A 21,854-nucleotide genomic window follows, 5' to 3' on the forward strand; every position below is an offset into this window, starting at 1 on the left:
CCTCACAGGGCCGCGAACTGCGCCGCATGTTTGTCGGTCCACAGGACGGTGATCTGAAACCCATCCTCCGTCTGCTCTTCGGATCGCACGACGTCCTGGCGGAACAGCCAGGCCCGTTTGTTTCCTTCGGCAAATCCCAGCGTCAGAGTGGTTTCATGCCGCACGCCTTGCAGTTTGACGGCGATTTCGGCCAGCAAGGGTTCGATCCCCTCACCTGTCACGGCAGAGATGGCAAAGATCGACGGATCGCGCTCGGCCCTTGCAAATGCGGCTTCGCGCTCGTCATCGCTCAGCAGGTCGATCTTGTTCCAAACCTCAAGCCGTGGGCGTTCGTCATCGACACCCAGCGAGGTCAGAATAGCCTCGACGTCCTGCGCCTGTTCGTCGGTTTCCTCGTGACTGATGTCGCGCACATGAACGACGATATCAGCGCCCAGAACCTCTTCGAGCGTGGCGCGGAACGCTGCAACCAATTCGGTCGGCAGGTTCGAGATGAACCCCACTGTATCCGACAGGATCACTTCGGGACCGTCTGGCAGTTCAACGCGCCGCATGGTTGGGTCCAGCGTGGCGAACAGCATATCCTTGGCCATGACTTCGGCACCGGTCAGCCGGTTGAACAGCGTGGATTTGCCCGCGTTGGTATACCCAACCAAGGCCACAATCGGATACGGCACTTTGGCCCGCGCTTTGCGGTGCAGTTCGCGGGTTTTGACCACTTTTTGCAATTGCCGCCGCAGGCGCACGAGTTGTTCATCAATCGCCCGACGGTCCGCCTCGATCTGGGTTTCACCCGGACCGCCGACAAAGCCCAAACCGCCCCGCTGCCGTTCCAAGTGGGTCCAGGCGCGCACCAGACGCGTCCGCTGATAGCTAAGCGCGGCCATCTCGACCTGCAACACACCTTCGCGGGTGCGGGCGCGGTCGCTAAAAATCTCAAGGATCAGTCCGGTCCGGTCGAGGATCTTAACTTTCCACGCCTTTTCCAAATTGCGCTGCTGCACGGGGGTCACCGGTCCGTCGATCAGCACCAGTTCGATTTCATTTTCCTTGAACCGCGCGCCCAGTTCCTCAATCTTGCCACTGCCGAACAAAAGCCCCGGCTGGGCGCGCTGAAGACGCACGATTTCGGACCCGATCACGTCCAGATCGGGCAAAGCGGCAGCCAAAGCCACCGCCTCTTCCAGCGCCGGTTCGGGGACACGGCGCTGTTCATCTGATTTGATTTCCGGATGCAACACCCAGGCCCGGGTGCGCACCCTGTCATGCTCCATCAAGAGGCGTCTTCGCCCTCATACAGGTTGATCGGCTGTGACGGCATGATTGTTGAAATCGCGTGTTTGTAGACCAGCTGCGACTGTCCGTCGCGGCGCAGAAGCACGCAAAAATTATCGAACCAGGTGATCACACCCTGCAATTTCACGCCGTTGATCAGGAATATTGTGACCGGGACCTTTGCTTTCCGTACATTGTTCAGGAACGCGTCCTGCAGATTCTGTCTGTCCGAAGCCATATTTTTATAATCTCGCCATTGTTCTTGCTACGCGCTGCGGACCAACGCGCTCCCTCCGGCAGAGTATGGAGTGTCGTTAACCGATATTCCAGATGAAAAATCAGGCAGGCCTGCAGGTGAGGATTCTCAGTCCCGCCAGAGGCTTGGCGTAATCAGCGCAATGATCGCCAACGTTTCCAACCGCCCGATCACCATCGCCGCGCACAAGGTCAGCTTTGCCCCCCAGGGCAAATCGACCAATCGGATGGGAACATCCGTGGCCAATTCGATCAACGGGCCCGTGGTGCTCAGCGCTGCGACGCTCAGAACCATCGCCTGTTCAAACCCCGACCCCATGGCGGCCAACAGCAGATTAAACAACGCGGTCGTCAGCGCGAACATCATCAGGAAGATCCAGGCGATAAAGGCACCGTCGCTTTGAATGCGCCGGTTTCCGCCGCCAATACCGCTGACGGATGAGGGATAGATCAGGCGGTCAATCTCGCGCGCGCCATTCAGGTACAGGGCAAAGACGCGCAGCAGTTTGACACCCCCGGCGGTGGTCGCCACGCCCCCGCCGATCAGCGCAAGCCCCATCAGGATCAGCCCGGGCGTCCCCAGACCTGACAGCTGCTGAGCATCGTTCCAGTTGGCGCTTTCGAACCCGGCTGTGGTCAGGAATGACAACGCGGTGAACGTCATCCCCCAGATCACGCCAAGCGCCTGCATCGGCTCTAACTGGTTGCCGATCTCAAGCACCCCAGCCCATACCCGCGCAAACAACAGGGCTGCCACAAAGGCAACGATCATCAGGCCAATCCGAAACTCGGGGTCCTTATCCAGGCGGGAATAGCCCGTGGTCGCCGTATCGGTGGAAAAGGTCAGCCGCGAAAGCGCAAAGAACAGGAACAGAAACAGGATGGCCTCGCCGGTAATGCCCGCCTGCGCGCCCTCCAGCCCCCCGACCGGAGAAATCCCGGACGTGGCCATGGTGGACATCGCGTGACACACGGCGGTCAGGCCGTTTTCACCGGCAACCAGAAGCAGGATACAGATGACGGCGGTCAGACCGGCATAGACTGGGGTCAGTGTCAGCGTCACACGGATCAGGCGACCGCGCGGATCCACCTCTTCGCTTTGGGCCACGCCAGAGACCGGGCGGCCAGGTTGACCGCGCGCCGTAATCTCGAACCCGCCCAGCGACAAAGGGGCCAGAATGGCCGCCGCTGCGATCCACATCAGCAAACCGCCCATCCATCCGACCAACGCCCGCCACAGATGCAGGGGCGCTGTCAGCCGGTCCGGGTCGGGAAACAAGTCGGCGCCGGTCGTCGTCACCGCGCTGACCATGTCGAAATAGGCGTTCAGAAAGGTGGTGTTGCCCAAGGCGTCATGTAGCGGGATGGCCAGAAACAGGGGCAGTATCGTAAAGCAGCCCAGCAAAACGGCCAACTGCCCCAGGGTTCCGCGACGCGGTATCCGGTTGGATGAAGCCAAGGCGATGGTCGAGACGACAAACAAGCCCAGCAAACCCGAATAGAAGAACGACCGTGACGTGTCGTGGTCATCCAGAGCCAGCGCATATATTGCCGGAATCCACATCGAAAGAGACACAATTCCCCAGATCAAAAGGAACAGCGGTAAGCGCTGTATCAGCCTGATCTGTTGTCTCCGAGCGCGCGCCATCAGAAGAAATCGATTGAAACCTGCAACAGGCGCTCGACTTCGGGCACGTCCTTGGCCATGGCAAAGATCGCCAAGACGTCTTTTTCTTCAATCCGCAGGCTGCCGGTCGGACGCAACAGCTCGTCGCCCTTTCGGACGGCCCCCACCAGAACGCCTTCGGGAAAATCGATGTCCCGCAATTTCTGTCCGGCCATCGGAGAGGTCGACAGGACCTCGGCCTCGATCACCTCGGCCTCGGCATCGCCAATCGAATAGACCTGACGCACCCGCCCGTGACGGATATGGCGCAGGATCGAACTGACGGTGGTCGCACGCGGGTTGATGTAAGCGTCAATTCCCAGCGGCCCCATCAGCGCCACCATGCTGGGGTCGTTGATCAGCGCAATCGCAAGGGCGCACCCCTCGGCTTTGGCCCGCACGGCGGCCAGCATGTTCGAACGGTCATCATCGGTGACCGCCAACATCGCATCGGCCCGCTCAATCCCCGCCTCGCGCAACAGCGCGGCGTCCAGACCGTCGCCATTCAGAACAATCGTACGCTCCAGTGCCTCAGCAGCAAGTTCTGCACTTTGACGGTCGCGTTCAATAACCTTGGCGCGGACGCGGCTTTCGCGTTCTTCCAGTGTCCGTGCGACCTCGAGCCCTACATTGCCGCCGCCCACGATCACCACGCGGTCTTGCTTTTTCTGAGCCTTACCGAACACCTCCATGGTGCGGTCCACGTCTTTGACATTGGTAAAGACATAGCATTCGTCGCCAACAAACAGCTGGTCTTCGGATTCCGGAGCGAACAGCGTGCCTTCGCGTCGAACCCCAACCACGATCGAGCTGAGCGTCGAAAACAGATCCGTCAACTGGCGCAGAGGCGTGTTCACGATCGGGCAGTCTTCGTCAATGCGAATGCCCAGCAACTGCGCCTGCCCGTCCATGAACATCTCGGTATCAAATGCCGAGGGTGCCGACAAACGGCGCATCGCGGCTGCCGCGACCTCGCGCTCGGGGCTGATCACCACATCAATCGGCAGGTGATCGCGGCGAAACAGGTCCGAATGAATAGCCTGCAGATAAGATTTCGACCGCAGACGCGCGATCTTGCGTTGGATCGAGAAAATGGAGTGCGCCATCTGACAGGTGACCATATTCACCTCGTCCGAATGGGTCGCAGCAATGATCATGTCGGCGTCTCGCGCCCCTGCACGTTCAAGCACGTCCGGATAGCTGGCAAACCCGGCGATCCCCTGCACATCCAGCGTCTCTGTCGCCCGGCGCACCAGATCGGGATTGTTGTCCACCACCGTTACGTCATTCAGCTCGCCCGACAAGTGACGTGCGATCTGCCAGCCGACCTGACCGGCACCGCAAATGATGACCTTCATGTTTCTGGCCCTTCTGCCTGAAATCCTTGAATGACAGATGCCCCCATAGCGGTCAATTGAATTGTCATATCTGCCAAACTGAGGCAAGATAAGCCCATGAAATCAGTGCTTCACTTGCTTATTCCCGTGATGGCCCTGTCCGCGTGTACGGGCCCCTTGTCGCTGTACTATCGCGAGGGCGAAAGCGTTGCGCGCGCCCAGTCTGATACCACCCAGTGCCAAGTTCAGGCCGTTCAGAACGTGCCCGTGGCCAATCAGGTACGGCAAAGCCCACCCACTTATTGGCCCGGTCGCACCTACTGCGACAGTCGCGGCCACTGCCACCGCTCACCCGGCTGGTGGCAACCGGGGCAGGTTTATACCGTTGATGTCAACGCAGGGCTGCGCAACTCCGTTGAGGCGCAATGCATGGCCCAAAAGGGCTATCGCCCGGTCAGCCTGCCACCTTGCAAACAGAACGTGAAAGCCAGCGTTGCAGCACAGCGCACGACCAAATTGCCGCCGCTGGGCACCGAATCCTGTTACGTGAAATTCGACGACGGATCATTCCAGATCATCACCCCGGGTCAGGCGGGGTGATGCTCCGGCGGATTACTCCGCCGGTTCCGGTTCGTCGATCTGTGCTACGCGCGCGCCGGATTTGTTCGAGGTCACAACTCCCAAGGATTTCAGCTTGCGGTGCAGCGCGCTGCGCTCCATCCCGACAAAGCTGGCTGTCCGGCTGATATTGCCGCCAAAACGATTGATTTGGGTCAGCAGGTATTCACGCTCGAACGCCTCGCGTGCTTCACGCAGCGGCAGAGTCGCCAGGGCACCAGACAGGACCACGCGGCCAGAATCGTCTGTCTTTTCCTCTTCGGTCGGCAACTCGCGGGCTTCGATGGGGCCTGTGCCGTCCCCAAGAATCAGAACACGTTCGATCAGGTTCTTGAGCTGACGCACATTGCCCGGCCACGTCATAGTCTGCAGCAGCGCTACGGCCTCTTCCGAGATGTCGCGCACCGGCAAGCCTTGGGTTTCGTTGCACATTTCGATGAAGTGCTGCGCCAGAACCGGGATATCTTCGCGCCGATCCTCTAACGACGGAACGGCAATCGGTACAACATTCAGTCGATGATACAGCTCTTCGCGGAACCGATCGCCTTCGATCTCAGCCTCAAGATCGCGGTTGGTCGAAGAGATCACCCGCAGGTCAACCCGAACTTTGTCCGAGCCACCTACCCTCTGGAATTGCTGATCGACCAGCACGCGCAGAATCTTGGACTGCGTGCCCAAGGGCATGTCGGCGACTTCGTCGAAATAGATCACGCCGCCATGCGCCTCTTCCAACAGACCGGATTCGATCCCGCGTTCCGAGGATTCGCGTCCGAACAGCACCTCTTCGACACGCTCAGGTTCGATCCCGGCGCAGTTAACGGTGACAAACGGCGCATTGGCGCGGTTGGAATGGGCGTGGATGTAGCGCGCTGCAATCTCTTTGCCCGACCCAGCCGGTCCGCTCAGCATAACTCGGCCGTTTGATTTGGTCACCTTGTCCAAATGGCTCTGCATTGCCCGGAACGAGGCCGACTTGCCGATCATATCCGAATTCGTGACCTCGCGGCGCTTGAGCGAGGCATTCTCGCGGCGCAGACGCGACGTTTCCATCGCGCGGCGGATAACCACCATCAGCTGGTCGATGTTAAAGGGCTTTTCGATAAAATCGTAAGCCCCCTGCTTGATCGCGGCGACCGCGATTTCGATGTTGCCATGCCCGGAAATGATTACGACCGGTACATCCGGGTTATCGCGTTTGACCGCCTTCAGGATATCGATCCCATCCATCCGGCTGTCTTTCAGCCAGATATCCAGGATCAACAGCCCCGGTGGTTCCGAGTTAATGGCCGCCATGCATTCGTCCGAGTTGCCAGCCAACCGGGTTGCATAGCCTTCGTCCTCCAGAATGTCGGACACCAGTTCGCGAATATCGCGCTCGTCATCTACGATCAGAATGTCACTCATCTTTGGCCTGCTTTCAGTTTGTTGGTTTTGATTGCCTGCTTTTGTGGCGCTGATGTCTGGGAAAAATTGCCCCCCGGCAAACGGATCACAGCCATCGCACCGAAATGGTCCTGTCCGTCAAAAACGGGCGCATCTTCCAAAGTCAGCGCTCCGCCATGTTCTTCTATGATCTTTTTGACGATAGGCAGGCCCAGACCCGTGCCCTCGTCGCGGGTGGTGACATAGGGTTCAAACAACCGTGCCCTGTCCTCGGGCAGGCCTATGCCATTATCCGCAATTGTAATTACCGTTCCCGCATCGTCATTGGTGACGTCCACTTTTATCTGTGGCTTAAGGTTTTCTGGTGGACCTTTTTTCTTAAGAGTTTCAATGGCCTCACCCGCGTTCTTTATCAAGTTCGTCAATGCCTGATTCAGCATCGTCGCGTCCACAGCCGCCTGAATCGGATGATCCGGCAAGGTCGCATCGATCTGCACTTCCGGTTGTCCGGCCTGCTGCAACAGAACCGCTTCGCGCACCAGACCTACGATATCTTCTTCCCGTCGGTCAGGTTCCGGCATACGCGCGAACTTCGAAAATTCATCCACGATCCGCCGCAAATCGTTTGTCTGCCGCACGATCACATCGGTCATGGATTCAAGGCTGTCGCAATCCTCCTCGTCCAGCTTGCGCGAGAATTTGCGTTTGATCCGTTCAGCGCTGAGCTGGATGGGTGTCAGCGGGTTCTTGATCTCATGCGCGATACGCCGGGCCACGTCGCCCCAGGCGGCCATACGCTGCGCACTGACCAGATCGGTCACGTCATCGAAAGCGACCACGTAGCCTTCTAAGCCACCATCCTCACCACGCCGGGTTGCCATCCGCACCAGCAGGTTTTCCAGTTGCCCCTTGCGCGTGACCTTAATCTCGCCCTGTACCGCCTCTTGTCCGCTGTCTTTAAGGCTTTCAAATAAGGGAAGGAATTCCGGAACGGCGATCCCAATTGCCAAGTGTTCTTCGCCACGCGACCAGTCCAAAAGACGTTCAGCCGAGCGGTTCACGAATGTCACGCACCCGTCCGAATCGACACCGACAACGCCCGAGGTCACCGAGCTAAGAACCGAATCAAACAGACGGCGGCGGCGTTCGATTTGCTGAGTGTTTTCAAGCAGAGTGTCCCGTTGCCCTTTAAGTTGGCGTGTCATCTGATTGAAATAACGGCCTAACATCGCTATCTCGTCATCGCTGGCCTCTTCGATGACCTGAACACTCAGGTCTCCGGCACCGACCCTTTGCGCCGCCGTTGTCAGACGCCCCACGGGACGCGACAGGCGCTCGGCAAACCACATGCCCAGCGACATTGCTGCAAGGATCAGGATGACAGCGAAGCCAAGGTAAAGAAGCCCGAATTCGAACAGAACCCGGCCCCTTTCGCTTTCGAGCTGTTGATAGAACTGCACCGTCTCTTTGGTGTCATCCAGCAGAGTCAGCAACTCTCCGTCCACCTCGCGGCTAACATAGAGGTACCGGTCCAAATAGGCCTGCAACGGCACCAAAGCGCGGAATTCATTGTTTTGCCAATCGGCGATGATCAGAAGGCCCTCGTCAGTGGCCTCGACCATCTGCTCGGGCGTCGGAGCTTCGTAGTTGAACAGATAAGACCGGTCCCCGCGGGATTTGATTTCTCCACTGCCGTCAATGACATAGGCCTCGCGCAGCCCGCGTTGAATTTGGGATTGGCCCTGCGCCAGAACTTCGCGCAATTCGGCATCCGAGATGTAGAAATCCAACGCCCGTGCATTGTCGAGATAGCGAGACAGAACAACAGCGTCCTGGGTCAACCCGCGACGATGCTCAAGCTCATAGGCTTCGGCCGCAGACAGGGACGATCCGACCACCTGTCGGACCCGATCCGAGAACCATCCTTCGAGGCCGATATTCACTGTGAGGCCGGCAAAGATTGCCACGGTTACCGTGGGCACAAGCGCCAGCAGCGTGAATGCCCCGATCAACCGAAGGTGCAAACGAGACCCAGCAGACTTGGCGCGGCGCGCAGCTATCAGGCTGCCCACCTGCCCCAACACTAGGGCTGCGACGACCAGCACATAGACCAAATCGGCCAGAAGAATCAGACGCAGCGTCGGCGCGGCAGAACCCAGATCAAAGGGACCGATGACCAGATAGGTGGCCAGCGCCAAAACCGGCCCCAGAAGAACCAGCCCCAAGGTGCTAATATTGCGCAGTTTTCGGGATTTCCGCCACCGATCAATCGATAGGATCAGCCCGCTCTGTGCTCGGGTTGCCACCGTCTGCCCTCATCCTGATGTGCCGCTTTCGCGGCTTACCGCCATATCTCGTGGTCGTTGCCGGATGTGTACCCGGATGCCACGCTTTGTGTGGCCATATTACATCAGTTTGCGGCGTCGTGTCACCTGAATATCGAGATCGGTGATTTTTTTGCGCAGCGTATTCCTGTTGATCCCCAGCAAATCGGCACATTTCGCCTGATTTCCGCCGGTTGCGTCCAATGCCTGTTCGATCAGGGGTGCCTCAACTTCACGCAGGATGCGCTGATACAGGCCTGGGGGTGGCAATAAATTGCCGTGCAGATCGAAGTAGCGGCGCAAATGTCGGGCAACCGAGGCCGAGAGTTTTTCCCGCTCACCGTCCCCCAGAACAGGTTCCGCTTCGGGCTGGCTGCCCAGCACCATCTCGACTTCGGCCTTGGATATCTCCTCGGCGCGGCTGGTCAGGCTCAGACGGCGGATCGCATTTTCCAGTTGCCGGACGTTGCCGGGCCAGGAATACCGCCGGACCAGCTCCACCGCCTCGGGGCTGAGCCAACGTTTCGTGCCGTGTTCACGCTCTTCCCGCGCTAAAAAGTGGTCGGCCAGCAGAGTAATGTCATCGACACGCTCGCGCAGCGCAGGAACGTGGATCGTTGCGCCGCACAAACGGTAATACAGGTCCTGACGCACCCGGCCGCTTTCCATCGCTTCGGTCAGATCGGATTGGCTGGTCGCCATGAAACGCGGGACATGATCGCCGGGCGTGTCCATCATACGAACGATGCGGGCCTGAATCTCATCTTCGATGTCAGCGATCTCATCAATCAGCAGCGTGCCACCGCGCACCCGCGCCATGATGCGCGCCGGGCCCTCTAGATCGCGCAGATCGCCTGCGGTTGCGGTCACGAAAGGCAACGTGCGCCGGTCCGAGAAATCGTGAATAGCCCGCGCTATCAGTGACTTACCGGTGCCACTTTCACCAGAAATCATCACCGAAAGGTCAGTATTCATCACCCGCGCAACGAGGCGATACAAGGCCTGCATCCCCGGCGTGCGGCCAACCAGTGGCAGTTCTTCAGGACGATCCTCAACCGGGGCCGCGGCTTCGGTCTGAACGCGCTGCTTCTGCTCTAACGCCCGCGCGGTGCGTTTCATCAGGTCCGGCAGGTCGAACGGTTTGGGCAGATAGTCGTAAGCATCAGCCTCGGCGGCCTGAATGGCCGTCATGATTGTGTTCTGGGCCGAGATCACGATCACCGGCAGCCCCGGTCGGTCCTGTGCGATCTTGGGCAGCATCTCAAGCCCGTTTCCGTCCGGCATGACCACGTCCGAGATAACGACGTCGCCCCTCCCCTCACCGACCCAGCGCATCAGCGTCGTCAGCGATGAGGTCGCATGCACCTTGCACCCGGCCCGGGTCAGGGCTTGGGTCAGAACGGTTCGGATCGTGCGGTCGTCATCTGCGACCAGTACTGTGCCATCCATCGGGTGCTCTCCTTACTTATCTCTGCTCGGCTGTCCGTCTCAGCTTGCGTCGCGCGGCGCGCGTCTGAGGGACAGGCGGAATACTGTGTGGCCCGGAACCGACTCGGCTGAAATCCAGCCGTCGTGGTCCGAGATGATTTTGCTGACCAGCGCCAGCCCGAGGCCGGTGCCGTTTTCCTTGCCGGAAACGAAGGGGTCGAAGATGTCGCTGCGGATTTTGTCCGGCAGCCCGGGGCCATCGTCGATGATTTCGATCTGAAGCGGCAACGAATGCCCCGACCCGTCACTGCGACGCAGGCGGAAGGAATGTTCGAAATAGGTGCGCAGGCGAATGGTCCCGCCCTTGTCACCAGCCGCCTCGGATGCGTTCTTGAGCAGGTTCAACACCACCTGCAACAGCTGATCCGGGTCTCCAAAAGCCAGTGGCAGCGAGGGGTCGTAGTCCTCGATGATCGTCATTTGAGCGCCAAAGCCCAGCAAAGCTGACCGGCGCGCACGATCCAGAACGTCGTGAATGTTGACCGGTTTGAAATCGGGCTGAGACAGGTTACCGAATTGCTCAACCTGTTCCAACAACTTCACGATCCGGCGACTTTCAGCAACAATTAAATCCGTGAGTTCAAGGTCTTGCTGGTTGATATTCATGCTTAGCAATTGCGCGGCCCCAGTGATCCCGGCCAGTGGGTTCTTAATCTCATGTGCCAGCATTTCGGCCATACCGATTGCGGACTGCGCCGCAGACTTGACGGTATTGCCCCGCGTCATCCGCCCGGCCAGTTCACGTGGCGACATCGTCATGATCATGAACCCCGGATGCCCCAACAGCGGAGCGATCTGCAGCGCACATTGCAACGGCGCGCGATTTCCCGAGCCGACGTCAACGTCGTTCACGAACAGCGGTGTGCCTTGCTGGCGCGCACGCAGGAATGCCTCTTCCAAAGGCGCATCGACGGCAATCTGATCCCAGACAGGGTGGCCAATGACCGCCTTGCGGGACGCGTTCAGGAATCCTTCACCTGCCGAATTGACATCCGTGATCCGGTCATCGGCATCGATGATAAAGGCCGGAACGGGCAGCGACGCCCAGATGCTCTGATCCGAGTTCATGCCGCTGCCTCCGTATCGCCACTGAGTGCATCGCCCAACAGGCGCAAAACCTCTGCAGTGTCGCGCGAGGTCAGAACCGCACGGCGCAAGGTGGCCGGAGTGCCCGCCTCACCCATATACCAACCCAGATGCTTGCGGGCGACGCGCAGGCCAAGATCGGTGCCGTAGAACGCCAGCATCGCCTCGTAGTGGCCACGCACCATGTCGATCAGGTCGCCGTTGGCGGGAATGACCGGGGCATCCGCGCCGTACAAGTCGTGACAAATCTGGGCCAACACCCACGGCTTGCCCTGCGCCCCGCGGCCCACCATGACGCCATCCGCATTTGACTGGCCCAACGCCTTTCGCGCTGCTTCGGTGTCGATGATGTCCCCGTTCGCGATCACAGGGATTGAGACCGCATCTTTCACCGCCCGGATCGCCTGCCAATCAGCGTGGCCCTTGTAGAACTGGCACCGCGTCCGCCCATGGATGGTCACCATGCGGATACCGGCATCCTGAGCCCGACGCGCCACGTCCAGCGCGTTCAGCAAATTGTCGTCCCAACCCAAACGGGTTTTCAACGTCACCGGAACGTCGACGGCCTGGACCACCGCTTCGATCAGCGTCAGGGCGTGATCGGGCGTTTTCAGCAAGGCTGACCCCGAATAACCGTTCGTCACCTTTTTGGCCGGGCATCCCATGTTTATGTCGATGACCCGCGCGCCGCGATCAGCGACCTGACGCGCGGCCTCGGCCATCCAATGCGCCTCGCGCCCCGCCAACTGAACAGCGGTGTTTTCCACATCGGCAGACAGTTCTGCTCGCTCGCGCACACCAGGTTTAGCCTGAACCATTTCCTGGCTGGCGACCATTTCGCTAACGACCATGCCCGCGCCAAAGCGCATCACCAGATCACGGAACGGCCGGTCGGTGATTCCAGCCATCGGCGCCAGCAGAACAGGCGGATTCAGGGTTTTGTCAGCGAGTTGCAGGGTCAACGTGCTTAATCCTTGGGCAGTTGCGACTTAGATATCGAATTCGCGGCATATGAACAACAAAACGGCAGGAAGCAAGCCTGCAAAATCATCATGTGCTTAATTTTTAGGCAGCTTTACGCGGGTGATTGCCACTGCATTCACCGCAGCTTAAACACTGCGCTCAAATCACCGGAGTTTTCGCCCCTATGACCACCGCTGCCATCATCGTCGCCGCAGGACGCGGACTGCGCGCCGGAGGGGGGATGCCAAAGCAGTGGCGGCCCTTGGCAGGACACCGTGTAGCCGATTGGACTCTCGACAAGTTTCGCGGTCAGGTCGACCATATTGTGCTGGTGCTGTCTGAAGAGGATCAACCCGCCTGGGATGAGTTTTCAGGCACCGATCTGCTTTTGGCCTCCGGCGGCGATGATCGCGCCGGTTCTGTGCGGAACGGTTTGGCGGCACTAGCGGGCCTTGGTGTCGAACGGGTACTGATTCACGACGTCGCCCGCCCCTGCGTGACTGGCGAGACCATTCAGAACGTTCTGAAAGCGCTTTCCACGCATGACGCAGCCGCGCCCGGACTGGCTGTGACGGATGCGCTTTGGACTGGGGACGGAGCGGTTGTCACGGGAACGCAGGACCGCAGCAGCCTGTTTGCTGCGCAGACCCCGCAAGGCTTTCGCTATGACGCAATTGTCGCTGCCCATGCTGCACACCCCGGTGGCGCGGCAGATGACGTCGAGGTCGCCCGCACCGCAGGTCTGGACGTGGCCATCGTGGCTGGCGACGCGGACAACATCAAAATCACCCGGCCCGAGGATTTTGCCCGGGCGGAACGGATATTGGGAACGGATATGGATGTAAGATTGGGCAATGGCTATGACGTGCACCGTTTTGGCGACGGCGATCACGTGATCCTGTGCGGGGTGAAGGTGCCGCATGATCGCGGACTGCAAGGCCATTCCGACGCAGACGTTGGCATGCATGCCGTCACCGATGCGATCTATGGCGCGTTGGCGCAGGGCGATATCGGCCAGCACTTCCCCCCGTCCGACCCGCAATGGAAAGGCGCGGCCAGCGAGATCTTTCTGCGGCACGCTGTCGAACTTGCCGCGATGATGGGCTACGATATCTCGAACGTCGATTGCACGCTGGTCTGCGAATATCCCAAGATCGGCCCCCATGCGCCCGCCATGCGCGAGGAAATGGCCCGCATCATGGGACTGCGCGTAGATCAGGTCTCAGTCAAGGCGACCACCTCTGAACGGCTGGGCTTTACAGGGCGCAGCGAAGGCATCGCATCATTGGCCACAGCCTGCTTGGTGAAATCATGACCGCCGCGCGCCTGATCGGAACCGTTTGCGGCGTGGGGTACCTGCGCCCTGCCCCCGGCACTTGGGGATCGCTGGCCGCGCTACCGTTGGTCTGGATCCTGCACACGCTGGGCGGTTTTCCCCTGTTGGTCATAGCCACGATCGCCGTTTTCGTCGGCGGCCTATGGGCAACTAAGGTCATGACCGCAGGGCAGGAAGACCATGACCCTTCAGAAATCGTGATCGACGAGGTCGTCGGGCAGTTCATTGCGCTCTGGGCGATCTCCTACCCCTCTTGGGCGCATGGGATTGAGATTACGGCGCTGTGGCCCGGTTGGGTCGCGGGCTTCCTGCTGTTCCGCCTATTCGACATCACCAAACCCGGACCCGTCGGCTGGGCGGATCGCAAGGGCGACGCGATGGGGGTTATGCTGGATGACGTTATAGCAGGCGTTTTCGCCGGGATTGGCGTGCTGATCCTGGCCGGTATCTCTCACGGAGTCCTAGGGCTATGAACGTCGCCGATCTGCTTGACCGCGCCAAGGCGCAGGGCGTGATGATTGCCACCGCCGAAAGCTGTACCGGCGGGATGGTCGCGGCTGCGCTGACGGATATTCCTGGCAGTTCGGCCGTGGTGGATCGCGGTTTTGTCACCTACACGAACGCGGCCAAGCAACAGATGCTAGGCGTAAGGGCAGAAACCCTGGACACGCATGGAGCCGTCTCCGAAGAGGTTGCGCAGGAAATGGCAGACGGCGCGCTGAGAAATTCAGGTGCGCAACTCATAGTGTCCATAACCGGCATTGCAGGCCCCGGCGGATCGGAGTTCAAACCCGAAGGCCGCGTATGCTTTGGGCTGGCAGCCGTTGGTCAGAAAACCGCAACGGAAACCGTCGAATTCGGCGCGTTGGGCCGCGACAAAGTCCGTCTGGCCGCACGCGACCACGCGTTAGACCTGCTGTCACGCGGCCTTTTTAAACCTGCTCAAAATTAAAGCACGCAGCGCCTTTTGCTGCACATTTAATCGCCGATTGGCAAAAGGCCCTAAAAATAAGCACTCTATTCGGCGGTTGCCTCTTTTTTCCCCGCCCTCTCTCCGCTTGAACGCCCCACGCAAGTGGAAGACGCCTAAGAGGAGACCGGCTGATGAATGGAGCCGATACCGCCTGGATCATAGTTGCAACCGCACTGGTCCTTTTCATGACATTGCCGGGCCTTGCCCTGTTCTACGGCGGCCTCGTGCGCGCCCGCAACGTGCTGAGCGTATTCATGCACTGCTTTTCAATCGCCTGCTTGATGAGCATCCTGTGGCTGGTCGCAGGCTATTCGATCGCATTTGGCGACGGCGGTTCGGGCCTGTGGGGCGGTTTGGGCAAAGCCTTTCTGAATGGCGTCGACACCGACACCCTGTCGGGCAACCTGCCCGAGATCCTGTTCTTTGCCTTCCAGATGACATTCGCGATCATCACCCCTGCCCTGATCGTTGGCGCCTATGTAGAACGCGTGGGCTTTGGGTTCGTGCTGACGTTCTCGGGCCTGTGGATGTTGCTGTGCTATGCGCCGGTCGTCCATTGGATCTGGGGCGGCGGCATTCTGACCGATGGCGGTGTTCTGGGTGAGGTTGGCGTACGCGATTTCGCGGGTGGCATTGTGGTCCACGAAACCGCAGGTCTGGCCGCCCTGATCATTGCTGTTGTTCTCGGCCCCCGCCGCAATCGCACGACGCCGCCGCACAATCCCGGCTTTGTCATGATCGGTGCTGCCATGCTGTGGGTCGGTTGGTTCGGCTTCAACGGCGGCTCGCAACTGGCCGCTGACGGAGGTGCCGCGATGGCAATGACCGTCACCCATATCTCAGCTGCGACAGCATCACTGACATGGGCTCTTTATGAACGCATCAAATACGGCAAAGCCTCGATGGTCGGTCTGGTCACTGGTACGATTGCCGGTCTGGCCTCAATTACCCCGGCGTCCGGCTATGTCGATCCGGTTCAGGCACTGATCATCGGTGCTGTTGCAGGTGTGCTGTGCCAAGAGGCGGTCAACGTGATCCGAAACATTCTGAAGATCGACGACACGCTGGACGTTTTCGCCGTGCACGGCGTAGGTGGCATCTTTGGCACCATCATGATCGCAGTCTTTGGTCTGGGTGAGTGGGCGGCGCAAATCGGCGGGCTAGTTATCGTCGGTGCGTTTACGGCGGTTGTCACATTTGTGTTGATCAAGGTGGTTGCGCTGATCACGCCGCTTCGCGTAGACGCAGAGACCGAAACAAACGGGCTCGATCTGTCGGTACACGGCGAACGGGCTTACGACATGAGCAGCTAAGCCCACCTTGGCTGCCCATCGCCCGAAAGGGCACAAAGCGGACCTGTTGAGGGTCCGCTTTTCTTTTGTGCGCAACCCTCTCGACTCTGGGTCAAGGGACAGGCTATCAGCCCGCAATGCCATTTAGCCCAGAGGTACCGTTATGATCCCCAGCTCCTTCCCCGATAGCACCGAAATCGCCCGCCTGACCGCGCGGATGCTGCTGGAGATCAAGGCCGTTCACTTCAATTCCCGCGAGCCGTTCACGCTGGCCAGCGGTCTGCCCAGCCCGACCTATATCGACTGCCGCAAGCTGATCTCATACCCGCGTATCCGCTCGACCCTCATAGACTTTCTGACGGTGACCGTGATGCGCGATGCCGGGTTCGAGGCGTTCGACAACATCGCAGGCGGCGAGACCGCCGGTATCCCCTTTGCAGCCATGGTGGCCGAGCGCATGGCGCTGCCGATGACCTATGTCCGCAAAAAGCCCAAAGGCTATGGCCGCAACGCCCGGATCGAAGGCGCGATGAGCGAGGGCGAGCGTGTGCTGCTGGTCGAGGACCTGACCACCGATGGCGGTTCAAAACTCTCCTTCGTGGATGCGATCCGCGAGACCGGTGCCACCTGCGGCCATACGGCGGTGATCTTCTACTATGGCATCTTCCCCGAGACCGAGAAGACGCTGGGCGACCACGGTGTGAAGCTGCACCATCTGTGCACCTGGTGGGATGTTCTGGCCGAAGCCAAGGCGCAAAAAGCCTTTGATCAGGAAACACTTGAGGGTGTCGAAGCCTTCTTGAAAGACCCGCGCGGATGGCAGGAAGCCAACAAATATTCATAATCTGCTTGTGAATAAGCTGGGGGTAACTCTAATCAGAATCGCCCCCACGCCACTCGCATCTAGTGGCAATGCCCGATGGCCGCACAAAATGTTGCGTAGCGCGGTGATTTTTGGCAGAGTTGTCCAAACTTATCCCACGCTGAAGGCAAGTTATACGCGACTTATCTTCAGAGATTTACAGATAGCCCTGGCGGGGTCTGGTTGATTAGAACTGCCACACGGGCAGCGGGGACATAATGAACGAGATAAGCAGCATCGAGCAGGCAGCGGCGCAGATTCAGAACGCCGAAACCATGCCGCATTCCATTGAAGCTGAACAGCAGCTTCTGGGTGCGATCCTGACCAATAATGACCTGTATGACCGGGTCGCCTCGATCATCGGGGCGGAACATTTCTATGACCCGGTCCATGCCCGCATCTACGAGGTCGCGGCCAATCGTATCGCCAAGAATGCGCTGGCTTCGCCCGTGACGCTGAAATCCTTCATGGCCGAGGATGAGGGCCTGAAAGAACTGGGTGGTCCGGCTTATCTGGTCAAACTGGCCGGTGCCTCGATCAGTGCTTTTGCTGTGCATGATTACGCCCAGATGATCTATGACCTTGCCATCCGTCGCGAGCTGATCCGGTTGGGTCGGGACATCTCGGACAAGGCGGCGCGGGTTGATGTATCCAGCGAACCCAAAGAACAAATCGTCGAGGCCGAGCAACAGCTTTATCAGTTATCCGAGCAGGGCCAGACCGAACAGGGATTTCAATCCTTCCTCAAGGCGGTCACAGAAGCCGTCAACGTCACCAACGAAGCGTACCAGCGCGGTGGTGGCATGGCGGGGATTTCCACCGGTCTGGCCGACTTGGACAAACAGCTTGGCGGTCTGCACCCGTCCGACCTGATCATCCTTGCCGGTCGTCCGTCGATGGGGAAAACCTCGCTGGCGACCAACGTGGCGTTCAACGTAGCCAAGGCCTATAAGCGCGGCTTGAAGCCCGACGGCAGCGAAGGCGCAATTGATGGCGGCGTGGTCGGGTTCTTCTCTCTCGAAATGAGCGCCGAGCAGCTTGCGGGACGTGTTCTGGCCGAAGCGTCCGAAATTTCATCGCACAAGATCCGTCAGGGCGACATGACCGAGGCCGAGTTCCGCAGGTTTGTGGATGCGGCCAAGGAACTGGAAGCCTGCCCTTTGTTCATTGACGACACCCCGGCCCTGCCGATCTCGCAGCTTGCCGCGCGGGCGCGCCGGTTGAAACGGACGCACGGGCTGGACCTGCTGGTCATCGACTACCTGCAGCTTTGCCGGGGTATGTCCGACAACCGCGTGAACGAAATCGCCGAGATTTCGATGGGTATGAAAGCCATCGCCAAGGAACTGAATATTCCTGTCATTGCGCTGTCCCAGCTCTCTCGTCAGGTCGAAAGCCGAGACGACAAGCGCCCTCAACTGTCTGACCTTCGGGAATCAGGCTCGATCGAACAGGACGCCGACGTGGTGATGTTCGTGTTCCGCGAGGAATACTATAAGGAGCGCGAAAAGCCTGGCGATCACGAGCTGGAGAAGATGGAAGAGTGGAAGCAGGCCATGGAACGGCTGCACGGCAAGGCCGAAGTTATCGTCGGCAAGCAGCGTCACGGTCCCATCGGCACGGTTGAGCTGTCGTTCGAGGCGCAGTTCACCCGCTTTGGTAACTTGGTCAAACCCTGGCAGCAGGGTGGCGAGATCGAAGGCTACTAACCTCTACCAAAGCTCTGGTTTGTTGAAGGCTTCGACACAATGGGACGGCCCCTTGAAAGGCGTCGCCCCGGCCTCTGTCAGGGCTTGCCCCAGCCACCCATGCGGGTGGCTCAGCGGCATCGGGGACGGAGCAAAATCCTCAGAGATCGGCAGGAACCCGGATTTGCCGTAATAGGCCGGATCGCCGTAGGTCACGACATAGTCGACATTTGCGTTGCGCAGCCCGTCCAGACCAAACCCGATTAGTCTCTGCCCAATCCCTGATTTCTGATGATCCGTGCGCACCGCGACCGGCGACATCAGAAAAACCTGACGCGTATCCCGTTCAAAGCGCAGACGGGAAAACAGGATGCATCCCAATACCTTAGGTCCATCATGGGCAATCGCGGCACGCAGGTCATCCTGCGGCGTGTTTGATAGCAGATCGGACACCAACGCCCCGATCACCTTGCCCTCATCTTCGCCTTCCGAGTCCGAAAACGCTTGCTGGAACAGCTTTGGCAGCGCGTCGGACCACTGCGAAATTTCTGCGCTAAGTATCATCGTTCGCCCTACCCGTCCTGCACCTGTCAAAATACAACTTTGATACTCGGGCGGGTGGACACAACCTCTTTTTCGCCAATGCCTTGCAAGACAGGCCGGAACTTGCCCATGTTCGCGCCGAAGTTTGCAATAATCGTCGCTTCCCCTCTTGACCTGCCGCGATCCAATGTCATGAACGGTTCCATGAGTACCGCACGTTTGACGATCAATCTTCAGGCGCTGGCCAGCAACTGGCGGGCGCTCGACGCAAAAACCGAAGTCGAGACCGGCGCCGTGGTCAAGGCCGATGCCTACGGGCTTGGAGCCGAACCGGTGTCCGCGACGCTGGCTGAAGAAGGCGTTCGCAAATTCTTTGTCGCCGTCGCCGAAGAAGGCGTGGCCGTGCGCAAGGCCATCGGCCCTGGTCCGATGATCGCCGTATTCTCGGGCCATATGGAAGGTGACACCGATCTGTTGCGCGATCATGACCTGACGCCGCTGATCAACTCGCCGGAACAATTCCTGCGCCACCAGCAAGCCCTGCCCGATCATCCTTTTGGGATACAGTTGGACAGCGGCATGAACCGACTGGGGCTTGAACCCGCCGATTGGGCCGAACTTCGCCCAAAGGCCGAGGCGCTGGCCCCCGTTGTCATGATGTCTCACCTGGCCTGCTCGGACGAACCCGATCATCCGATGAACCGCCAGCAGCTGAAGACTTTTCGTGAGATGACCGATGGCACCAATGCTCCCCGATCGCTGGCCGCCACAGGCGGTACGCTGCTTGGGCCTGAATTCCACTTTGACTTTTGCCGACCCGGCGTCGGCCTTTATGGCGGCATGCCATTTTCCGAGGCAAAGCCCGTCGTGACGGCCGATTTGCCGGTTGTTCAGGTTCGCCCTGTCGAAGTTGGTGAATCGGTGGGATACGGCAACAGCTGGACCGCCCGCCGCCCTTCGCGCATCGCAACTGTCGCTGCCGGCTACGCCGATGGCCTGCACCGCGCCATTGGCGGTGGCATCGACGCCTTTTCGGGCGGCAAGCCCTGCCCCGTGGTCGGACGCATCTCGATGGACCTGATCACGGTCGACGTAACCGACCTGCCCGAAGACCCCGAACGGCTGCGCATTCTGAACGGCCATCAAACGGTCGACGATCTGGCCGAAGCAGCAGGTACAATCGGGTATGAGATCCTGACCTCTTTGGGCGCACGCTATTCCCGAGGTTACGTGGAATGAACCCTTTGGCCGCGCTGGGTGGGCTGGGCCGCGCTGTCCTGTCCCTGCTTGCCACATTCGGCAAGGTCGGGATTTTTGCGGCGGACGCGATCTCACACATCTTTCGCCCGCCGTTCTATCCGCGCGAATTTTTCGTGGCCCTGATGAATGTGGGCTGGTTGTCTCTGCCAGTCGTGGGTCTGACCGCCATCTTTACCGGTGGCGCCTTGGCACTGCAGATCTATGCAGGTGGCGCGCGCTTCAATGCCGAGGCCGTGGTGCCCCAGATCGTCGCCATCGGCATGGTGCGCGAACTTGGGCCGGTTCTGGTTGGCCTGATGATTGCCGCGCGAGTGACCTCGTCCATCGCTGCTGAGATTGCGACCATGAAAGTGACCGAGCAGATTGACGCGCTGGTCACCCTGTCGACCCACCCGATGAAGTACCTGACCGTTCCGCGGGTTCTGGCGGCCCTGATCACCGTCCCTATGCTGGTGGGGATCGGAGACATCATCGGCATCGCCGGAGGTTACGTGGTTGCGACGGAAAACCTGGGCTTCAACGCGGCGACTTACCTGCAGAACACCGTTAATTTCCTAGAAACCAAGGATATCGTATCGTCTTTGGTCAAAGGCGCGGCCTTCGGCCTGATCGCGGCGATCATGGGATGCTACTACGGCATGAACTCGGGTCGCGGCGCACAGGGCGTGGGCCGGGCCACCAAATCGTCGGTCGAATCCGCCGCGATCATGATCCTGGCTGCCAACTTCATTCTTACAGGGGTGTTCTTCTCGGTATGATCAGAATGGAGAACGTGCATAAGGCCTTTGGCGACAATCAGGTTCTGCAGGGTATGAGCCTTGAGATCCCCAAGGGCACCTCGATGGTCATCATCGGCGGCTCGGGCACCGGGAAATCCGTGGCTTTGAAGTGCATTCTGGGCCTGATCAAGCCCGAAAGCGGCATGATCTATGTCGACGGCAAGGACGCCACCAAGGGCGACCGCGATGCCTTTCTGGCCCGTTTCGGGATGCTGTTTCAGGGCGCGGCGTTGTTCGATTCTCTGCCCGTTTGGCAGAACGTCTCGTTCCGCCTGCTGCGCGGCCCGCTGAAACGTCCCGCCGAATACGCCCGCGAGATCGCGATTGAGAAGCTGCGGCGCGTGGGTTTGAAATCCGACGTGGCCGACCGCTTTCCGTCCGAGCTGTCCGGTGGCATGCAAAAACGCGTGGGCCTGGCCCGCGCCATCGCCGCCGAGCCCGAGATCATCTTTTTCGACGAACCCACCACCGGGTTGGACCCCATCATGTCCGGCGTCATCAACGACCTGATCCGCGAGATCGTGACCGAGATGGGCGCGACCGCCATGACCATCACCCACGACATGAGCTCGGTCCGCGCAATCGCCGACAACGTCGCCATGCTGCATGGAGGCCTGATCCAGTGGACCGGTCCGGTCGGCCAGATGGATGCCTCGGGCGATCCTTATGTCGAGCAGTTCATCAGTGGGAGTGCAGAAGGGCCGATTGAGGCGGTGCGGTGACGCC

Annotated in this window: 21 protein-coding genes; 10 read left to right on the forward strand and 11 right to left on the reverse strand. The window is 59.6% G+C overall.

Features of this window, described 5'->3' with window-relative positions:
• Positions 1–2: 2 nt before the first annotated feature.
• From hflX to trkA, 4 genes are all read right to left on the reverse strand, one after another.
• Positions 3–1,274, reverse strand: a complete 1,272-nt coding sequence (gene hflX / locus ACR0MV_RS03275) for a GTPase HflX (protein ID WP_480700964.1) — start codon at positions 1,272–1,274, stop codon at positions 3–5.
• Entirely contained in the window at positions 1,274–1,513 is a 240-nt protein-coding gene (gene hfq / locus ACR0MV_RS03280) for an RNA chaperone Hfq (protein ID WP_005982826.1), read from the reverse strand. Before hfq ends, hflX begins: the two co-directional genes overlap by 1 nt.
• A gap of 126 nt (positions 1,514–1,639) precedes the next feature.
• The gene (locus tag ACR0MV_RS03285; RefSeq protein ID WP_170424444.1) at positions 1,640–3,178 is read right to left on the reverse strand and encodes a TrkH family potassium uptake protein; all 1,539 of its coding nucleotides are present in this window, start codon (positions 3,176–3,178) and stop codon (positions 1,640–1,642) included.
• Positions 3,178–4,554, reverse strand: coding sequence for a Trk system potassium transporter TrkA (gene trkA / locus ACR0MV_RS03290; RefSeq protein ID WP_170424442.1), 1,377 nt, complete (start codon positions 4,552–4,554; stop codon positions 3,178–3,180). Before trkA ends, ACR0MV_RS03285 begins: the two co-directional genes overlap by 1 nt.
• A gap of 96 nt (positions 4,555–4,650) precedes the next feature.
• Here trkA and ACR0MV_RS03295 point away from each other — a divergent pair, with 96 nt between their 5' ends.
• Positions 4,651–5,133 carry a hypothetical protein gene (locus tag ACR0MV_RS03295; RefSeq protein ID WP_170424441.1) on the forward strand — a complete coding sequence of 161 codons (483 nt, stop codon included), beginning with the start codon at positions 4,651–4,653 and terminating at the stop codon, positions 5,131–5,133.
• Between the two features lie 12 nt (positions 5,134–5,145).
• On the opposite strand, the gene ntrX is transcribed toward ACR0MV_RS03295, so the two are convergent.
• The 5 genes from ntrX to dusB all read right to left on the reverse strand — a co-directional run bounded on the left by ntrX (position 5,146) and on the right by dusB (position 12,394).
• A complete protein-coding gene (gene ntrX, locus ACR0MV_RS03300) occupies positions 5,146–6,555 on the reverse strand; it encodes a nitrogen assimilation response regulator NtrX (RefSeq protein ID WP_170463412.1) in 1,410 nt (469 codons plus the stop codon).
• Positions 6,552–8,840 carry a sensor histidine kinase NtrY-like gene (locus tag ACR0MV_RS03305; protein WP_480700965.1) on the reverse strand — a complete coding sequence of 763 codons (2,289 nt, stop codon included), beginning with the start codon at positions 8,838–8,840 and terminating at the stop codon, positions 6,552–6,554. Before ACR0MV_RS03305 ends, ntrX begins: the two co-directional genes overlap by 4 nt.
• Positions 8,841–8,939: 99 nt before the next feature.
• Positions 8,940–10,307: a response regulator gene (locus tag ACR0MV_RS03310; RefSeq protein WP_480700966.1), complete on the reverse strand. Its 1,368-nt coding sequence runs from the start codon at positions 10,305–10,307 to the stop codon at positions 8,940–8,942.
• Between the two features lie 39 nt (positions 10,308–10,346).
• On the reverse strand, positions 10,347–11,414 hold the full coding sequence (locus ACR0MV_RS03315; protein ID WP_170424432.1) for a two-component system sensor histidine kinase NtrB: 1,068 nt from the start codon (positions 11,412–11,414) through the stop codon (positions 10,347–10,349).
• On the reverse strand, positions 11,411–12,394 hold the full coding sequence (gene dusB / locus ACR0MV_RS03320) for a tRNA dihydrouridine synthase DusB (protein WP_480700967.1): 984 nt from the start codon (positions 12,392–12,394) through the stop codon (positions 11,411–11,413). Before dusB ends, ACR0MV_RS03315 begins: the two co-directional genes overlap by 4 nt.
• 185 nt (positions 12,395–12,579) lie before the next feature.
• Here dusB and ACR0MV_RS03325 point away from each other — a divergent pair, with 185 nt between their 5' ends.
• From ACR0MV_RS03325 to ACR0MV_RS03350, 6 genes are all read left to right on the forward strand, one after another.
• The gene (locus tag ACR0MV_RS03325) at positions 12,580–13,710 is read left to right on the forward strand and encodes a bifunctional 2-C-methyl-D-erythritol 4-phosphate cytidylyltransferase/2-C-methyl-D-erythritol 2,4-cyclodiphosphate synthase (RefSeq protein WP_480700968.1); all 1,131 of its coding nucleotides are present in this window, start codon (positions 12,580–12,582) and stop codon (positions 13,708–13,710) included.
• A complete protein-coding gene (locus ACR0MV_RS03330; protein WP_170424426.1) occupies positions 13,707–14,204 on the forward strand; it encodes a phosphatidylglycerophosphatase A family protein in 498 nt (165 codons plus the stop codon). The genes ACR0MV_RS03325 and ACR0MV_RS03330 overlap by 4 nt, the downstream gene beginning before the upstream one ends.
• Complete coding sequence (locus ACR0MV_RS03335; RefSeq protein WP_480700969.1) at positions 14,201–14,683, forward strand: CinA family protein; 483 nt, start codon at positions 14,201–14,203, stop codon at positions 14,681–14,683. The genes ACR0MV_RS03330 and ACR0MV_RS03335 overlap by 4 nt, the downstream gene beginning before the upstream one ends.
• A 152-nt stretch (positions 14,684–14,835) precedes the next feature.
• Complete coding sequence (locus ACR0MV_RS03340) at positions 14,836–16,017, forward strand: ammonium transporter (protein ID WP_480700970.1); 1,182 nt, start codon at positions 14,836–14,838, stop codon at positions 16,015–16,017.
• 142 nt (positions 16,018–16,159) lie between these two features.
• A complete protein-coding gene (locus ACR0MV_RS03345; RefSeq protein WP_480700971.1) occupies positions 16,160–16,840 on the forward strand; it encodes an orotate phosphoribosyltransferase in 681 nt (226 codons plus the stop codon).
• A 236-nt stretch (positions 16,841–17,076) separates the two neighbouring features.
• Positions 17,077–18,567, forward strand: a complete 1,491-nt coding sequence (locus tag ACR0MV_RS03350) for a replicative DNA helicase (RefSeq protein ID WP_170373871.1) — start codon at positions 17,077–17,079, stop codon at positions 18,565–18,567.
• A 3-nt stretch (positions 18,568–18,570) separates the two neighbouring features.
• Here ACR0MV_RS03350 and ACR0MV_RS03355 read toward each other — a convergent pair whose 3' ends face one another.
• Together ACR0MV_RS03355 and ACR0MV_RS03360 are read right to left on the reverse strand one after the other, a co-directional pair.
• Entirely contained in the window at positions 18,571–19,110 is a 540-nt protein-coding gene (locus ACR0MV_RS03355; RefSeq protein ID WP_170424417.1) for a GNAT family N-acetyltransferase, read from the reverse strand.
• Between the two features lie 26 nt (positions 19,111–19,136).
• Positions 19,137–19,283 (reverse strand): hypothetical protein, encoded by a 147-nt coding sequence (locus ACR0MV_RS03360; RefSeq protein WP_170424415.1) that lies wholly within the window; start codon positions 19,281–19,283, stop codon positions 19,137–19,139.
• A 10-nt stretch (positions 19,284–19,293) separates the two neighbouring features.
• Between ACR0MV_RS03360 and alr the strand changes: the two genes are divergently transcribed.
• From alr to ACR0MV_RS03375, 3 genes are read left to right on the forward strand one after another with little or no spacing between them, the layout of a single operon-like run.
• Entirely contained in the window at positions 19,294–20,328 is a 1,035-nt protein-coding gene (gene alr, locus ACR0MV_RS03365) for an alanine racemase (RefSeq protein WP_480700972.1), read from the forward strand.
• Positions 20,325–21,107 carry an MlaE family ABC transporter permease gene (locus ACR0MV_RS03370; protein WP_170424411.1) on the forward strand — a complete coding sequence of 261 codons (783 nt, stop codon included), beginning with the start codon at positions 20,325–20,327 and terminating at the stop codon, positions 21,105–21,107. The genes alr and ACR0MV_RS03370 overlap by 4 nt, the downstream gene beginning before the upstream one ends.
• Positions 21,104–21,850, forward strand: coding sequence for an ABC transporter ATP-binding protein (locus ACR0MV_RS03375; RefSeq protein WP_480700973.1), 747 nt, complete (start codon positions 21,104–21,106; stop codon positions 21,848–21,850). Before ACR0MV_RS03370 ends, ACR0MV_RS03375 begins: the two co-directional genes overlap by 4 nt.
• The last annotated feature ends 4 nt before the right edge of the window (positions 21,851–21,854 follow it).

Source organism: Ruegeria sp. BC3 (genome assembly GCF_056539265.1).

Excerpts from the sequence above, each read along its gene's own strand:
- hflX (WP_480700964.1), bottom strand. The coding sequence starts at position 1,274 with ATGGAGCATGACAGGGTGCGCACCCGGGCCTGGGTGTTGCATCCGGAA.
- hfq (WP_005982826.1), bottom strand. The coding sequence starts at position 1,513 with ATGGCTTCGGACAGACAGAATCTGCAGGACGCGTTCCTGAACAATGTA.
- ACR0MV_RS03285 (WP_170424444.1), bottom strand. The coding sequence starts at position 3,178 with ATGGCGCGCGCTCGGAGACAACAGATCAGGCTGATACAGCGCTTACCG.
- trkA (WP_170424442.1), bottom strand. The coding sequence starts at position 4,554 with ATGAAGGTCATCATTTGCGGTGCCGGTCAGGTCGGCTGGCAGATCGCA.
- ACR0MV_RS03295 (WP_170424441.1), top strand. The coding sequence starts at position 4,651 with ATGAAATCAGTGCTTCACTTGCTTATTCCCGTGATGGCCCTGTCCGCG.
- ntrX (WP_170463412.1), bottom strand. The coding sequence starts at position 6,555 with ATGAGTGACATTCTGATCGTAGATGACGAGCGCGATATTCGCGAACTG.
- ACR0MV_RS03310 (WP_480700966.1), bottom strand. The coding sequence starts at position 10,307 with ATGGATGGCACAGTACTGGTCGCAGATGACGACCGCACGATCCGAACC.
- ACR0MV_RS03315 (WP_170424432.1), bottom strand. The coding sequence starts at position 11,414 with ATGAACTCGGATCAGAGCATCTGGGCGTCGCTGCCCGTTCCGGCCTTT.
- ACR0MV_RS03325 (WP_480700968.1), top strand. The coding sequence starts at position 12,580 with ATGACCACCGCTGCCATCATCGTCGCCGCAGGACGCGGACTGCGCGCC.
- ACR0MV_RS03330 (WP_170424426.1), top strand. The coding sequence starts at position 13,707 with ATGACCGCCGCGCGCCTGATCGGAACCGTTTGCGGCGTGGGGTACCTG.
- ACR0MV_RS03335 (WP_480700969.1), top strand. The coding sequence starts at position 14,201 with ATGAACGTCGCCGATCTGCTTGACCGCGCCAAGGCGCAGGGCGTGATG.
- ACR0MV_RS03340 (WP_480700970.1), top strand. The coding sequence starts at position 14,836 with ATGAATGGAGCCGATACCGCCTGGATCATAGTTGCAACCGCACTGGTC.
- ACR0MV_RS03345 (WP_480700971.1), top strand. The coding sequence starts at position 16,160 with ATGATCCCCAGCTCCTTCCCCGATAGCACCGAAATCGCCCGCCTGACC.
- ACR0MV_RS03350 (WP_170373871.1), top strand. The coding sequence starts at position 17,077 with ATGAACGAGATAAGCAGCATCGAGCAGGCAGCGGCGCAGATTCAGAAC.
- ACR0MV_RS03355 (WP_170424417.1), bottom strand. The coding sequence starts at position 19,110 with ATGATACTTAGCGCAGAAATTTCGCAGTGGTCCGACGCGCTGCCAAAG.
- ACR0MV_RS03360 (WP_170424415.1), bottom strand. The coding sequence starts at position 19,283 with ATGACATTGGATCGCGGCAGGTCAAGAGGGGAAGCGACGATTATTGCA.
- alr (WP_480700972.1), top strand. The coding sequence starts at position 19,294 with ATGAGTACCGCACGTTTGACGATCAATCTTCAGGCGCTGGCCAGCAAC.
- ACR0MV_RS03370 (WP_170424411.1), top strand. The coding sequence starts at position 20,325 with ATGAACCCTTTGGCCGCGCTGGGTGGGCTGGGCCGCGCTGTCCTGTCC.
- ACR0MV_RS03375 (WP_480700973.1), top strand. The coding sequence starts at position 21,104 with ATGATCAGAATGGAGAACGTGCATAAGGCCTTTGGCGACAATCAGGTT.